We start from the raw sequence: 13,150 nt of genomic DNA, 5'->3' as shown, positions 1-13,150 counted from the left end.
AAACATCCCTTATTTTTTATTTATCTAATTTCTAAACACTTCATAGGTCTATGTTTTTTTAGTTATATCCTTTTTGATTAACTTTAAAATAAACGCTGTGATCTTCAATTACGTTTTACAATTACTACATAATTGCTTACTTGTTTTTCATAGCTAAACGTTACGAGTACTATACGTAATACTATTAAAACACATGGCTTCTATGAAAAAAAACACGAATCTTATAATCAGTGGTATTTTATTAATCCTCGTCTTGAGTCTTCAACTTATAACCGATTTTGTAACAAAACTTACAGGCTTAGATTTTTCAGCTATAGCCGATCAACAAAACAATTTATTTATTGCAGTATCTGCATGGGTAGCGATAATAATTTTACGCAGACTTAAAACAAGGTTTTTAAAACGATACGATATTTCTCAAGAAGACAATCTGCATTCTAGAAAAGTATATACGCAGTTTAATATCCTAGAAAAGGTGATTATTTTTGTTATTATTATTGTTGCTGTTGGATTAATTTTATTGTCTTTTGAAGGCATCAGAAAGATTGGAGTCGGCCTTTTTGCTTCAGCCGGAGTCGCTGGTATTATACTGGGTTTATCTGCTCAAAAAGTAGTTGGGGCATTACTTGCGGGAATTCAGATAGCCATAACACAACCCTTTAGAATTGATGATGCCGTTGTTGTTGAGGGGGAATGGGGATGGATTGAAGAAATTAATCTAACTTATGTTGTTGTACGCGTATGGGACAAAAGACGCTTGGTATTACCTTCTTCGTATTTCTTAGAGAAACCGTTTCAAAATTGGACCAGAAATAATGCAGATATTATGGGTACCGTTTTTTTATATACAGATTATAACATCCCATTTAACGACTTAAGAACAGAACTGACTAGACTCTTAAATGCCTCCGATTTATGGGATGGAAAAGTAAATGTACTTCAGGTAACTGAATCTAAAGAAACAACTGTAGAATCCAGAATTCTAGTAAGTGCTAGAAACTCGCCTATGGCTTGGGATTTACGTGTACACATACGTGAAAAGATGATAGAATACATTCAAATTAATTATCCAGATAGCTTACCTAGAACACGTGTTGTTATAGAAAACAAAGCCACTAATCAACCCCCGAGATAAAGGCGCTAAGCGTATCTAAGAATGCTTAATATAAGCGGACTTAACTCTTTGCCCCCATACTATTAAATTTCCAGCTAAACCCTATTAAAAAATACTGTTGCAATACATTACTTTCGCTATCTTGAATGTAATCTTCATTTACAACACGACTGGCGTTGGTATTTTGATTCAAAATATCGTAAGCCTTTAAAGTGACATAGCCCTTATCGTTTAACACGGCATAAGACAATGTACTATTCCAAAACCAAGAACTTTTTTGAAACCCATCGGATATGTTCGAATTATAATTGAAATTCATATTGTTTCTCCACTCAAAGTTATCTAGTAAATACACGGCGGTGTTTACTTTTAATCTATGAATAGTAAAAGCAGTATCGTTAAAACTATCCAAACTGTAAGTACCCTCAGAAAACTGAGCTGAGTAATAGGATTCAAACTCTACTGTATCGGTTATATCGTAAATTAATCCTACAGAAGGCGCTAAAGAACGCACCGTACTAGAATATTGTACATCGTTATTAAAATTGACATTACGTTGTAAATTCGGACAGAATCCTGCTACAACTTTAAGGTCTGAAATAGAATCTAATTTTATTTTTTGAGACATACTCACAACCATATTTACGTTATAGGCCCCATTTACATTCACGTAGGTTGTGGTCTTTACCAAATTCTCATCGACTTCCGACTTACTCACCACTTTATTGTCTACTACATTCAAGTTAACGTAACCAAAAAAGCCAAAACCTTTATTGTAACTATTCGTATGAAAACGTGTATTAATCCTATGGTTTTGAGTCATCTCTAAAGCCGGATTTCCTTTAATGATATGTAACGGATTACTAATATTTACATAAGGTTGAAGTTCTGAAATTGTTGGTGCTTCATTTCTTAAACGGTAATCTGTACGAAAAGACATTTTAGACTTCACATCATATCCCATTCGAGCATCTATTCTAACCTGAGCAAAATCTTGATCAAAATTTAATTCTGGACGTAGCACATCTATAGACGATAAGTTTATAAAATCGTATCCCAACTCTGTTCTAAAAGACCATTTATCGCCACGATATCTTACACCAACTTCTGGTGTAGAGGTTATGTTTTCATTTTCGAAATCGGTACTCTGATCGAAATTAAAATCGCTGTATGCCTGTGCTGTTTCGTCATAATCAAACGTAGATAATTTGCTTTTAGACAATGTACTTCTATAGTTATACTCCATATCTAAAGACATTTTATCTTTTAACAAAGGTTTTCTAAAACGTATAGAAGAGTTCGTTCGTGTTTCCGAGAGATTTCCATCACCATACTGATCTCTAATTTCATCACTTGGTTCGTCTCCAAAGTAATTAGTCTCTGACAATAAATATTTATCTGAATCACTATTTTTTAATAGTCCGCCCATTTCAAAACGAAGAAAACTTCCTTTTTCACCAAGACGTTTCGTAGCGCGTAAATTTGCCGAAAACTCTTCAGAATCATTCACACTATGTATATTACTAACAGATGTATTCGTGATTTCGCGATCTTCATTAAAAGATTCCTCTTCACTTAGCCAATTACTAGTACTCGTATTGGCTTGAAACCTTGGTCTGAAAGAAAGTAATAATGTAGGATCTAATTCAGTTTCGTAAGATACGTTAGCCTTGTGACTTTGATTTGTTTTTACATTACTAGATTCACTAGATGTATAATATTTAGTATCTGGAAGAAATATTTCCTTATCTACTTTTCGGTGATCTTCAGAATCACTCCTAGCGTAAAAGTAATCTGTATTAAACTCATTATATTTTGAAGGAGAACTGTTATAATTAGCACCAACATTCTTAGATGTAATTATACCATTTCCGCCTGCAGAAAACCCTCGGTCTCTCCCAAATGTATCATTAAGCTCTGCATTACTAAATCCAGGAGCATTTATATTATTACCACCCGCCAATACGCTTACTCTGCGCGTATCATTAAAACGATTGTAAATACCAGACATTTGATAGCGTTCATTGGTTCCTCCTGCGGCAGACAAACGTCCGAATTCACCCTTGTTTTTATCTTCTTCAATCGTTAAATTAATCGTCTTGCTTTCTTGTTCTCCGGCTTCACCAGCAAATGCTTGATCTTTTGTTTTTGTATCTACAATTTGAATTTTCTTAATAATGTCTTTAGTCAAGTTTTTTGTTGCTATTGAAGGATCGTCACCAAAAAACGGTTTTCCATTAACCAAAACATTATCTACCGCAACACCATTTACCGTAATGGTCCCATTTTCATCAATCTCTACCCCTGGTAATACTTTTAATACATCTTCTACATTAGCATCTTTCTTTGTTTTAAAAGACTTCGCATTATACTCTAAAGTATCTGTCTTGAATGTTATTGGAGCTGTAGATTTTATTATTATTTCGTCTAAAGCATTATCCTCGGATTCTAATCTTAAGGTGGGCAATTTTATGATTTCGGAATCTATTTCAATAACCTTAGCATAGGTTTTATATCCCAAATAAGACATGAAAACATTTAAACGATTATCTGGTGTTTTACCTTCAATTTTGAATTCACCTTTCCGATCTGTTATACCATAAGCAACTAAAGAACTATCCTGGATACGCTGTAAATATACTGTTGCGGCCTCTAAAGGTTCATCCAAATCTTCTGCATATAAGATTCCAGATACTTCAAAGCGTTTTGTTTGTGAGAATGATAAAAATGAAACTAAGGACAATAAAAAAACAAGGAAATACTTCATGGAATTAAATACTTTACTCGACTTGGGAGATTATGATGTTTTCGCTAAAAACTTGATATAAAAAAGATTAGCTCACCTAATATTATTATTAGACTCTAAAAATAAAAAAAATTAATATAAGTCTTGATATTTTTTAAAAGTGAAGTCTTACCACATAAAAAAAGCCCGCTCTAAATAAGAACGGGCTTTGGGTCTTTTATTATAAAAAAACAATTCTATTTTTTACGCATATACACACTTACGGGTACACCATTAAAATCGAAATGCTCACGTAATTTATTTTCTAAAAATCGTTTATACGAATCTTTTACATACTGTGGTAAATTACAGAAGAATGCAAATTGTGGTTGCGATGTAGGCAACTGCGTGATAAACTTAATTTTAACAAATTTTGCTTTATATGCTGGCGGAGGATAGCTTTCTATAATAGGCAACATCACTTCGTTTAAAACACTCGTTTTAATTTTCTTAGATCTGTTTTTATAAACTTCTACTGCCGTTTCAATAGCTTTAAAAATACGTTGTTTGTTTAACACCGAAATAAATACAATTGGCACATCTGTAAAAGGTTCCATCTCACGACGAATTTGTCTTTCGAATTCTTTAGCCGAATTTGTTTCTTTTTCAACTAAATCCCACTTATTTACAAGAATAACAATCCCTTTTCTATTACGTTCTGCTAACCAAAAGATATTCTGAACTTGTCCGTCAAATCCTCTAGTTGCATCTAAAACAATAATACAAACATCACTATGCTCGATAGCACGTACACTACGCATTACTGAATAAAATTCTAAATCTTCCTTTACTTTAGACTTACGACGAATTCCTGCCGTATCGACTAAATTAAATTCGAATCCGAAACGATTATATCTTGTATCGATAGAATCTCTTGTTGTTCCTGCGACATCTGTAACAATGTAACGTTCTTCACCAATTAAAGCATTTATAAATGATGATTTTCCTGCATTCGGACGACCAACAACAGCAAAACGAGGTAAAGCTTCTTGCTCTTCTTCCTCTTCTTGTTCTGGTAACGCTTCAACAAGAGCATCTAATAAATCTCCTGTTCCACTACCGTTTATACTTGCAACTGTGAAATATTCACCTAGACCTAAAGAATAAAATTCTACAGCGTCTTCGGCACGTTTTCCGTTATCTACTTTATTAACTACTAAAAATACAGGCTTAGTTACTTTACGTAACAATCTAGCTACATCTTCATCCATTCCTGTAACTCCTGTTTCCACATCAACCATAAAAATAATGGCATCAGCTTCTTCAATAGCCAAAACTACCTGCTTATCGATCTCAGCCTCGAAAACATCGTCACTTCCTTTTACATATCCTCCTGTATCGATTAACGAAAATTCTTTTCCGTTCCAATCACTTTTCCCGTAATGTCTATCGCGAGTAACCCCACTAACGGCATCTACAATGGCTTCACGTCGTTGTATTAAACGATTGAAAAATGTTGACTTTCCAACATTTGGTCTTCCTACTATGGCTACTATATTACTCATATACTTTTAATTGTCTGCAAAGGTAGTGTTTACAAGTTTAAGAAAAAACTGTATTTTCACGCATTCGCTAAAGATTTGAAAAAAATGATATTAGAAAACGACATTGTGCTTCGTCCTCGGTTTAACATGGATTTACCTAAGTGTAATGAAGATGTTTTATCAACCTTTGAAAATCTTAAAGACACCCAAACCAATTTTGTGGTTTCTCGTGTAGACGATCATGTTTTTATTCGTATTCCGAAGCATAAACAGCACTTCTGGTCGCCACAATTACATCTTGAAATTAACGAGTCAGAAAACGGGAACTGCAAGCTTCATGGGCTTTTCGGCCCCAATCCAACCGTTTGGACCTTATTTATGTTTTTACATTTTGTAGTGGGGATGCTTTTTCTAGGCTTCGGTGTTTGGGGCTATACAAACTGGGCTTTAAACACGTCTTATGGTGTTCAATTAGGAGTTTGTATAACCATGATTGCCCTCTGGTTTGCACTGTACTTTATGGGACGTGCAGGCCGAGCAAAAGGTAAAAATGACATGATTATTTTACATGAGTTCATGAAAAATAATCTAAATTTATAGCATTTTATTTCTGATTGTACCCAAAACGACGCAATTGTTGCGAATTAGAACGCCAGTTTTTATTCACTTTTACATACAGTTCTAAGTGAATTTGTTTCCCAAAGAATTTTTCTAAATCTTTTCTTGCTTCAACACCTACACGTTTTAAAGCCGAACCTTTATGACCGATTATAATTCCTTTTTGTGTTTCACGTTCAACCATAATTACCGAACGCACACGAATGATTTGTTCTTCTTCAAAAAACTCTTCCGTATCCACCTCAACAGCATAAGGAATCTCCTTTTTGTAATGTATTAGGATCTTTTCACGAATGGTTTCATTAATAAAGAAACGCTCTGGCTTATCGGTTAACTGATCTTTTGGATAGAATGGTGGCGAATCTGGAAGTAATTCGATAATACGATTAAATACTTCTGAAACATTAAATCCTTCTAATGCAGAAATTGGAAAAATCTCAGCATTTGGAACTTTACTGCTCCATAAACCCACTTGCTCTTCTAATTGCCCTTGATCTGATTTATCGATCTTATTAAGTAGTAATAAAACAGGAATTTTAGCTGCAGTAATTTTATTAAAGAAGGCTTCGTCTTTCAACTCCGTTTCTCCAATTTCAACCATGTATACTAAAACATCGGCATCTTCGAAAGCAGACTTCACGAAATCCATCATAGACGATTGCAATTCGTAAGCTGGTTTTATAATCCCAGGAGTATCAGATAAAATGACCTGAAAATCGTCTCCATTTACAATTCCTAAAATACGATGACGCGTGGTTTGTGCTTTAGAAGTGATAATCGATAATTTCTCACCTACAAACGCGTTCATTAATGTTGACTTCCCAACGTTTGGATTACCTATAATATTTACAAAACCTGCTTTATGATTCATCTTTTACTGCATTTTAGTGATTGCAAAGTTACAACCTTGGTTTATTATATCCGCTTTTACGAACATAATACTTTATTTTCAATTCAATTTAAAGTAAAAAAGCGACCAAGACTGCTCTTAATCGCTTTAATATATTAGATTTTAATAAGATTACATCCCTATTAAACTCATAGCTTGTTTTAAAATCTCTGGGTTACTAGATATCCAACTCATTACTTTACTTGTTAATTCTGGATTACTCATGGCGTATTGTAATAATTTTGATTTCGTACCTGAACCTCCTAAGTAATCTGAAATCTGAGATTTAGTATCAGAACTCGTAGTTAAATAATCTGTAACTTTTTTACTTAATGAAGCGTCCGGATTAGAAACTAAAGCATTTTTTACTTGACTCTGAGCCTCTGTGCTATTTAAAAAAAAAGACTTCAGTTGGTCTGCACTCATACTTGAAATAGCTGAATTAGCAATAGAAGTTGAACTAGAGCTTGTACTTGATTTTGCAGAATCACAACTATAAAAGGCAGCAAAACTTAAGGATAATATTACTAATATTTTTTTCATGATAATTGTTTAATATGATAGTTATGGATTTTTAATGATCTTGTTTCAAGCAGACTATCCCTTTTTCTTAAGCATCTTTAAATACATCTGTTCTACTTTAGTTCTCGCCCAAGGTGTTCGTCGTAGAAATTTCAAACTCGACTTAATAGAAGGATTTTCTGTAAAGCAACGTATTTTAATATTGTAGCCCATATATTCCCATCCATAATATGCTTCAAGATCAACTAAAATCTGTTCTAGTTTTACACCATGCAAGGGATTATTTGGTTGACTTTCCATAACTTAATTTCTTCTATCTCTAGTTCTACGACCAGAATTAGAAGCACTACTTTTAGTTGTACTTTTACTAGACTTGCTGTTTCCACCTCCTCTTGGGGTTCTATTTCTAGCACCTCCTTGTTTAATAGGTTCGGTAGATGCATTTGGATCTGGTTCAAAACCTTCAACAATTTCAATAGGAATTTTCATTCCGATTAATTTCTGAATATCAGTTAAGAAAGAGGTTTCGTCTGCACTTACCAACGATATGGCTTCTCCACTTGCTCCTGCTCTACCCGTTCTACCAATACGGTGAACGTAATCTTCAGAAATATTAGGAATCTCGAAGTTAATAACGTGAGGTAATAACGGAATATCCAGTCCTCTAGCAGCGATATCTGTTGCTACCATAACACGAATACTTCCATTTTTAAAACCTTCTAATGCTTTTGTTCTTGCACCTTGACTTTTATTTCCATGAATGGCTGCGGCTGTAATTCCCGAAGAAATCATTTTTTTAGTCAGATTATTAGCACCATGTTTAGTTCTTGTAAACACTAAAACCTGTTGCCAGTTACCTTCCGAAATTAATTTAATAATCAAGTCCGTTTTCTTAGCTTTAGCCACACGATATACTTTTTGCTGAATAACCTCAACAGTCGTGTTTTCTGGAGTTGCCTCAACAGAAACTGGATACGTTAAGATGCCGTTCGCTAATTTTTTAATGTCCTTAGAGAACGTTGCAGAAAACATTAAATTCTGACGTTTCTTAGGAATTAACTTGATTATACGTTCTATATCTCTAACAAATCCCATGTCTAACATGCGGTCTGCTTCGTCTAAAACAAATATTTCTACACTTGCTAAAGACAATATATTTTGGTTACATAAATCTAATAATCGTCCTGGAGTTGCTACTAAAACATCTACACCACGCTTAATTGTTGCTGCTTGTGGTTTTTGATTCACACCTCCAAAAATTACAGCCGATCTAATATCTAAAAATTCGCTGTATTCTTTTACGTTTTCAAAAATCTGTGCTGCCAATTCTCGCGTTGGCGTAAGTATTAAAGCGCGCACTGGGCGGTGTCTTTTTGTTGTTCCTTCGCTTAAAATTTGAAGTAATGGTAATGTAAAACCCGCGGTTTTACCTGTACCTGTTTGTGCCGACGCCAATACATCCTTCCCTTCTAAAATGGGTGGAATTGCTTTTTCTTGTATTGGAGATGGCGTGTCGTATCCTTTTTTATTGATTGCTTTCAATAAGGCATCAGATAGGCCTAGTGAATTAAATGACATACATTAGTATTGAAGAAAATGACATCCTATTTATTTTGATATCATTCTTTATGAAGTTGCAAAAGTACGTTTAATTTTTCATGAATAGCATCATTTTAAGAAGACTTACTAAATTTGAATCAAAAGCACAACACTTAAACCTCTAATAATTAGTTTGTTTTAAACTTAAGTCGCCCACTTCTCATTGTTAAAAAAGTGATTATTTAAGACTTAAAATTCATATTCTTAAATTGAAAACATGAATTCTAATCTGCCCTTACAATATTCATAAAAGAGTAAAGCATCCGCTAAATAAATCGTATTTTTACACTCCGATTATCAGCTTTAGAATGTGTATTATTCTGAAGTAAAATATTATAATATTATGCATAATTTAATTCAGAAATACAACATTCCAGGCCCACGTTATACCAGCTACCCGACCGTTCCATATTGGGATAAAGACGGGATTACTTTAGAAAACTGGATTACTACTATTAAAAAATCTTTTAAAGAATCGAATACTACCGAAGGCATTAGCCTTTACATTCACCTACCGTTTTGCGAAAGTTTATGCACGTTTTGCGCGTGTAACAAACGCATTACAAAACAGCACGGTGTAGAAGTGCCTTATGTAGATATGGTATTAAAAGAATGGCGTATGTATTGCGATATTCTAGAAGACAAACCGAACATAAAAGAAATACATTTGGGCGGAGGAACACCAACATTTTTTTCGTCTGAAAATTTAGCGAAATTAATTCATGGTATTTTTAAAACAGCCAATAAAGCTAAGGATTTTGAATTTAGCTACGAAGGCCACCCAAATTACACTAGCAAAGAACAACTGCAAGTCTTATTCGATTTAGGGTTTACACGTAACAGTTTTGGTATTCAAGATTATGATCCTAAAGTACAAAAAGCGATTCACCGTATACAATCTTTTGAAGCCGTAAAACGGGTTACTGAAGATTCTCGTGCCATTGGTTACGATTCTGTAAGTCATGATTTAATTTTTGGTTTACCTTTTCAAACCGAAGATAGTATTCGGGAAACCATTAAAAAAACAGTCGAATTAAAACCCGATCGTATTGCCTACTACAGCTATGCACATGTGCCATGGATTAAAGGAAATGGACAGCGCGGTTTTAAAGACTCCGATTTACCTCAGGATAACGAAAAACGTGCGTTGTACGAATTAGGGAAGCAATTATTTTTCGATGCCGGTTATGTAGAAATTGGCATGGATCATTTTGCATTACCGACAGACAGCATGTACGTGTCTATGAAAAACAAAAATCTACACCGTAATTTCATGGGCTATACCTCTGGAAAAACAAAACTCATGATTGGTTTAGGCGTGTCGTCTATTAGTGATTCTTGGTATAGTTTTGCCCAGAATGAAAAAAGTATAGACGATTATTATGCCCGTTTAGAAGCGAATGAATTACCTATATTTAAAGGTCATTTATTAGATAACGAAGACTTAGTCGTGAGACAACACATTCTTAATATTATGTGTAATCTTGAAACCTCTTGGAAAAATCCTGAGATGAAACTAAATGCACTTCCTGAAATATTATCGCATTTAAAAGAAATGGAAGCTGATGGCATTCTAGATATTTTTGAAGATCATTTAATTGTAAAGGAAGAGGGTCGCATGTTTATTAGAAATATTTGCATGGCCTTCGATTTAAAACTGCATGAAAGTAAACCAGAAACTAAACTGTTTTCAATGACCATTTAACCTCATGCTTTTTCAAAAAAAATTATTAACTTACTTTCTTAAAATGGTAAATGCATGAAAACGAAAACAACTTTTATTTTAGGGATATTAAGTATTAGTGCAGGAGTATTCTTGCATTATTATCTTCAAAATGATGCATTCGATTTCTTTAAAGGTATTGCCTTTGGAAGTGGCATTGGTTTATTATTAACAGGGCCTTTTCTTAAAAGGAAACAAGCTTAAATACACTTATATTTATATCACTCAATATATAAGGGAAGCATGAGCTTCCCTTTTTCAATATAAAATCTAAGGTATTTTGTCATCTTTAGTGTATTCATTTAAATCAAAAAAACATGTAATACCATCCTCATTATTGCATTAAAATTGATAAAATTACAGTTCATAAATACATGTTCAATATTTAAAATAGTATCTAATGAAATATTCAAAATACGTCATACCTGGAGCCTTAATCGTGTTAACTGCTATAATATTTACATCTTGCGCCACAATCCCTGATAAAGCTGAGGCTGTTAGTCCGTTTAAAAAAGAAAAATATCTTGGTAAATGGTATGAAATTGCACGTTTAGATTTCAAATTCGAAAAAAACCTGAACAACACCACGGCAAATTATTCCATCAACCCAGATGAATCTATTAAAGTTGTAAATAGAGGTTATAATTATGTAAAAGAGGAATGGACAGAAGCCGACGGAAAAGCTAAATTTATAGGTAGTGATACTATTGCAAAATTAAAAGTTTCCTTTTTCGGTCCGTTTTATTCAGGATACAATGTCATTGCCCTAGCCGACAATTATAAATACGCTCTAGTCGCAGGAAAAAATTTAGAATATCTGTGGATTTTATCTCGAGAAACAACTATTCCTGAAAATATAAAACAAGATTTCTTAAATCAAGCTAAGGCAATTGGCTATAATATTGAAGACCTTATTTGGGTAGAACATACTAAATCTTAAACGTCAAGAAGCACTAATTCATAAAGTTTTCTTAAATTATTTCTAAATTTTTCGCATATTTAGTGTGTTAAAATTAAGAAGCGTTCCTGTTTTAAAACGTAATTAATTTAATAATTAATCAATAAAACCAACTTTATGAAAAAATTAGTAGCAGAATTTATAGGCACCATGTGGCTTGTATTAGGCGGATGTGGTAGTGCAGTATTAGCTGCAGGATACCCAGAATTAGGAATAGGATTTGTAGGAGTCGCAATGGCTTTTGGTCTTACCGTATTAACTATGGCGTATGCCATCGGGCATATTTCAGGATGTCATTTAAACCCAGCGGTCACCATCGGACTTACAGTTGGCGGACGTTTCGATAAGAAAGACGTTGTACCTTATATTATAGCACAAGTACTTGGTGGAATTTTAGGAGCCGGAATTTTATATCTTATTGCTTCAGGAAAAGCAGGATTTGAACTAGGTGGCTTTGCGGCTAACGGTTATGGCGAACATTCTCCAGATGGCTATAATATGCTATCTGCTTTAGTTACTGAAGTTGTTATGACATTCATGTTTTTAATGATAATTTTAGGCGCCACGCACTCGAAAGCCCCTAAAGGTTTTGGTGGTTTAGCCATTGGTTTAGGACTAACTCTTATCCATTTAATTAGTATTCCTGTTACCAACACCTCTGTAAACCCGGCAAGAAGTACAAGTCAGGCCTTATTTGTTGGCGACTGGGCTTTGGGACAATTATGGTTATTTTGGGTTGCCCCTATTGTAGGAGCAATAATCGCTGGTGTGGTTTACAAATTTATATCTCCAGAAAAAACAGCTTAGATTTTATTAAAGTTTCATAAAAGAATCTACTTTTTAACTCACAAAGCGTTAGTTAAAAAGTAGATTCTTTATTTTTATGCCTTTCCTTCACTAAAACAGGATATTCATGGGTAAAAAAATAGATCATATTGCACCTCATATAGAAGATTTTATTAAAAATCAGCATCTCTTTTTTGTTGGCACAGCTGCTACAGAAGGCCGAGTTAACGTATCTCCTAAAGGCACAGATAGTTTTAGAGTCATTAATAAAAACAAAATTGTATGGCTTAATTTAACTGGAAGCGGAAACGAAACTGCGGCACATCTCTTACAAAATAACCGCATGACCATTATGTTTTGTGCGTTTGAAGGCAAACCTCTTATTTTAAGACTTTACGGAAACGCGACCATTTTTCATCCAAGAGATGATGCTTTTCAAAACTATAGCAGTTTATTCCCTGACGCTATTGGTTCTAGACAAATTATTGAAATGGATGTAGATTTAGTACAAACGTCTTGTGGTTTCGGCGTTCCATTTATGGATTTCAAAGCAGACAGACCCACTTTAGATCAATGGGCAACACAAAAAGGTCCTGAAGGCATCGCACAATATTGGATCGATAAAAACACAGAAAGTATTGATGGTTTTGAAACTGAAATTATTAGATAATT

13 protein-coding genes are annotated in these 13,150 nt (G+C 33.9%); 7 read left to right on the top strand and 6 right to left on the bottom strand.

Translation table 11 applies throughout. The features are described 5' to 3' along the window. The first annotated feature begins 202 nt into the window (after positions 1 to 202). Positions 203 to 1,135, top strand: a complete 933-nt coding sequence (locus ACFFVB_RS16450) for a mechanosensitive ion channel family protein (protein WP_382384319.1) — start codon at positions 203 to 205, stop codon at positions 1,133 to 1,135. Positions 1,136 to 1,175: 40 nt separating this feature from the next. Here ACFFVB_RS16450 and ACFFVB_RS16445 read toward each other — a convergent pair whose 3' ends face one another. Continuing rightward, positions 1,176 to 3,881 (bottom strand): outer membrane beta-barrel protein, encoded by a 2,706-nt coding sequence (locus ACFFVB_RS16445; protein ID WP_382384318.1) that lies wholly within the window; start codon positions 3,879 to 3,881, stop codon positions 1,176 to 1,178. Positions 3,882 to 4,096: 215 nt separating this feature from the next. After that, positions 4,097 to 5,404, bottom strand: coding sequence for a ribosome biogenesis GTPase Der (gene der / locus ACFFVB_RS16440; protein WP_382384317.1), 1,308 nt, complete (start codon positions 5,402 to 5,404; stop codon positions 4,097 to 4,099). 84 nt (positions 5,405 to 5,488) lie between these two features. On the opposite strand from der, the gene ACFFVB_RS16435 reads away from it, so the two are divergent. Beyond that, a complete protein-coding gene (locus tag ACFFVB_RS16435; protein WP_382384316.1) occupies positions 5,489 to 5,983 on the top strand; it encodes a GTP-binding protein in 495 nt (164 codons plus the stop codon). A gap of 4 nt (positions 5,984 to 5,987) precedes the next feature. On the opposite strand, the gene era is transcribed toward ACFFVB_RS16435, so the two are convergent. The 4 genes from era to ACFFVB_RS16415 all read right to left on the bottom strand — a co-directional run bounded on the left by era (position 5,988) and on the right by ACFFVB_RS16415 (position 8,990). Continuing rightward, positions 5,988 to 6,872 (bottom strand): GTPase Era, encoded by an 885-nt coding sequence (gene era, locus ACFFVB_RS16430; RefSeq protein WP_382384315.1) that lies wholly within the window; start codon positions 6,870 to 6,872, stop codon positions 5,988 to 5,990. A gap of 150 nt (positions 6,873 to 7,022) precedes the next feature. Beyond that, positions 7,023 to 7,433, bottom strand: a complete 411-nt coding sequence (locus ACFFVB_RS16425; RefSeq protein WP_382384314.1) for a hypothetical protein — start codon at positions 7,431 to 7,433, stop codon at positions 7,023 to 7,025. 54 nt (positions 7,434 to 7,487) lie between these two features. Continuing rightward, complete coding sequence (locus ACFFVB_RS16420) at positions 7,488 to 7,712, bottom strand: VF530 family protein (protein WP_382384313.1); 225 nt, start codon at positions 7,710 to 7,712, stop codon at positions 7,488 to 7,490. A 3-nt stretch (positions 7,713 to 7,715) separates the two neighbouring features. Next, on the bottom strand, positions 7,716 to 8,990 hold the full coding sequence (locus tag ACFFVB_RS16415) for a DEAD/DEAH box helicase (RefSeq protein ID WP_382384312.1): 1,275 nt from the start codon (positions 8,988 to 8,990) through the stop codon (positions 7,716 to 7,718). Positions 8,991 to 9,351: 361 nt separating this feature from the next. Here ACFFVB_RS16415 and hemN point away from each other — a divergent pair, with 361 nt between their 5' ends. The 5 genes from hemN (at position 9,352) to ACFFVB_RS16390 (ending at position 13,148) form a co-directional block, all read left to right on the top strand. Continuing rightward, a complete protein-coding gene (gene hemN / locus ACFFVB_RS16410) occupies positions 9,352 to 10,716 on the top strand; it encodes an oxygen-independent coproporphyrinogen III oxidase (protein ID WP_382384348.1) in 1,365 nt (454 codons plus the stop codon). Positions 10,717 to 10,770: 54 nt separating this feature from the next. Beyond that, on the top strand, positions 10,771 to 10,938 hold the full coding sequence (locus tag ACFFVB_RS16405) for a hypothetical protein (protein WP_382384311.1): 168 nt from the start codon (positions 10,771 to 10,773) through the stop codon (positions 10,936 to 10,938). Between the two features lie 196 nt (positions 10,939 to 11,134). Continuing rightward, entirely contained in the window at positions 11,135 to 11,674 is a 540-nt protein-coding gene (locus ACFFVB_RS16400; protein WP_382384310.1) for a lipocalin family protein, read from the top strand. Positions 11,675 to 11,791: 117 nt separating this feature from the next. Then, positions 11,792 to 12,499, top strand: coding sequence for an aquaporin Z (gene aqpZ / locus ACFFVB_RS16395; RefSeq protein WP_382384347.1), 708 nt, complete (start codon positions 11,792 to 11,794; stop codon positions 12,497 to 12,499). Between the two features lie 106 nt (positions 12,500 to 12,605). Beyond that, positions 12,606 to 13,148, top strand: coding sequence for a pyridoxamine 5'-phosphate oxidase family protein (locus tag ACFFVB_RS16390; protein ID WP_382384309.1), 543 nt, complete (start codon positions 12,606 to 12,608; stop codon positions 13,146 to 13,148). The last annotated feature ends 2 nt before the right edge of the window (positions 13,149 to 13,150 follow it).

The organism is Formosa undariae, from assembly GCF_042427615.1.
GTDB lineage: Bacteria > Bacteroidota > Bacteroidia > Flavobacteriales > Flavobacteriaceae > Formosa > Formosa undariae.
The sequence above is the reverse complement of the archived record's forward strand: the minus strand, read 5'-3'. Positions and strand labels throughout refer to the sequence as shown.

Excerpts from the sequence above, each read along its gene's own strand:
- ACFFVB_RS16450 (WP_382384319.1), top strand. The coding sequence starts at position 203 with ATGAAAAAAAACACGAATCTTATAATCAGTGGTATTTTATTAATCCTC.
- ACFFVB_RS16405 (WP_382384311.1), top strand. The coding sequence starts at position 10,771 with ATGAAAACGAAAACAACTTTTATTTTAGGGATATTAAGTATTAGTGCA.
- ACFFVB_RS16400 (WP_382384310.1), top strand. The coding sequence starts at position 11,135 with ATGAAATATTCAAAATACGTCATACCTGGAGCCTTAATCGTGTTAACT.
- era (WP_382384315.1), bottom strand. The coding sequence starts at position 6,872 with ATGAATCATAAAGCAGGTTTTGTAAATATTATAGGTAATCCAAACGTT.
- der (WP_382384317.1), bottom strand. The coding sequence starts at position 5,404 with ATGAGTAATATAGTAGCCATAGTAGGAAGACCAAATGTTGGAAAGTCA.
- ACFFVB_RS16425 (WP_382384314.1), bottom strand. The coding sequence starts at position 7,433 with ATGAAAAAAATATTAGTAATATTATCCTTAAGTTTTGCTGCCTTTTAT.
- ACFFVB_RS16415 (WP_382384312.1), bottom strand. The coding sequence starts at position 8,990 with ATGTCATTTAATTCACTAGGCCTATCTGATGCCTTATTGAAAGCAATC.
- ACFFVB_RS16445 (WP_382384318.1), bottom strand. The coding sequence starts at position 3,881 with ATGAAGTATTTCCTTGTTTTTTTATTGTCCTTAGTTTCATTTTTATCA.
- ACFFVB_RS16390 (WP_382384309.1), top strand. The coding sequence starts at position 12,606 with ATGGGTAAAAAAATAGATCATATTGCACCTCATATAGAAGATTTTATT.
- ACFFVB_RS16420 (WP_382384313.1), bottom strand. The coding sequence starts at position 7,712 with ATGGAAAGTCAACCAAATAATCCCTTGCATGGTGTAAAACTAGAACAG.
- ACFFVB_RS16435 (WP_382384316.1), top strand. The coding sequence starts at position 5,489 with ATGATATTAGAAAACGACATTGTGCTTCGTCCTCGGTTTAACATGGAT.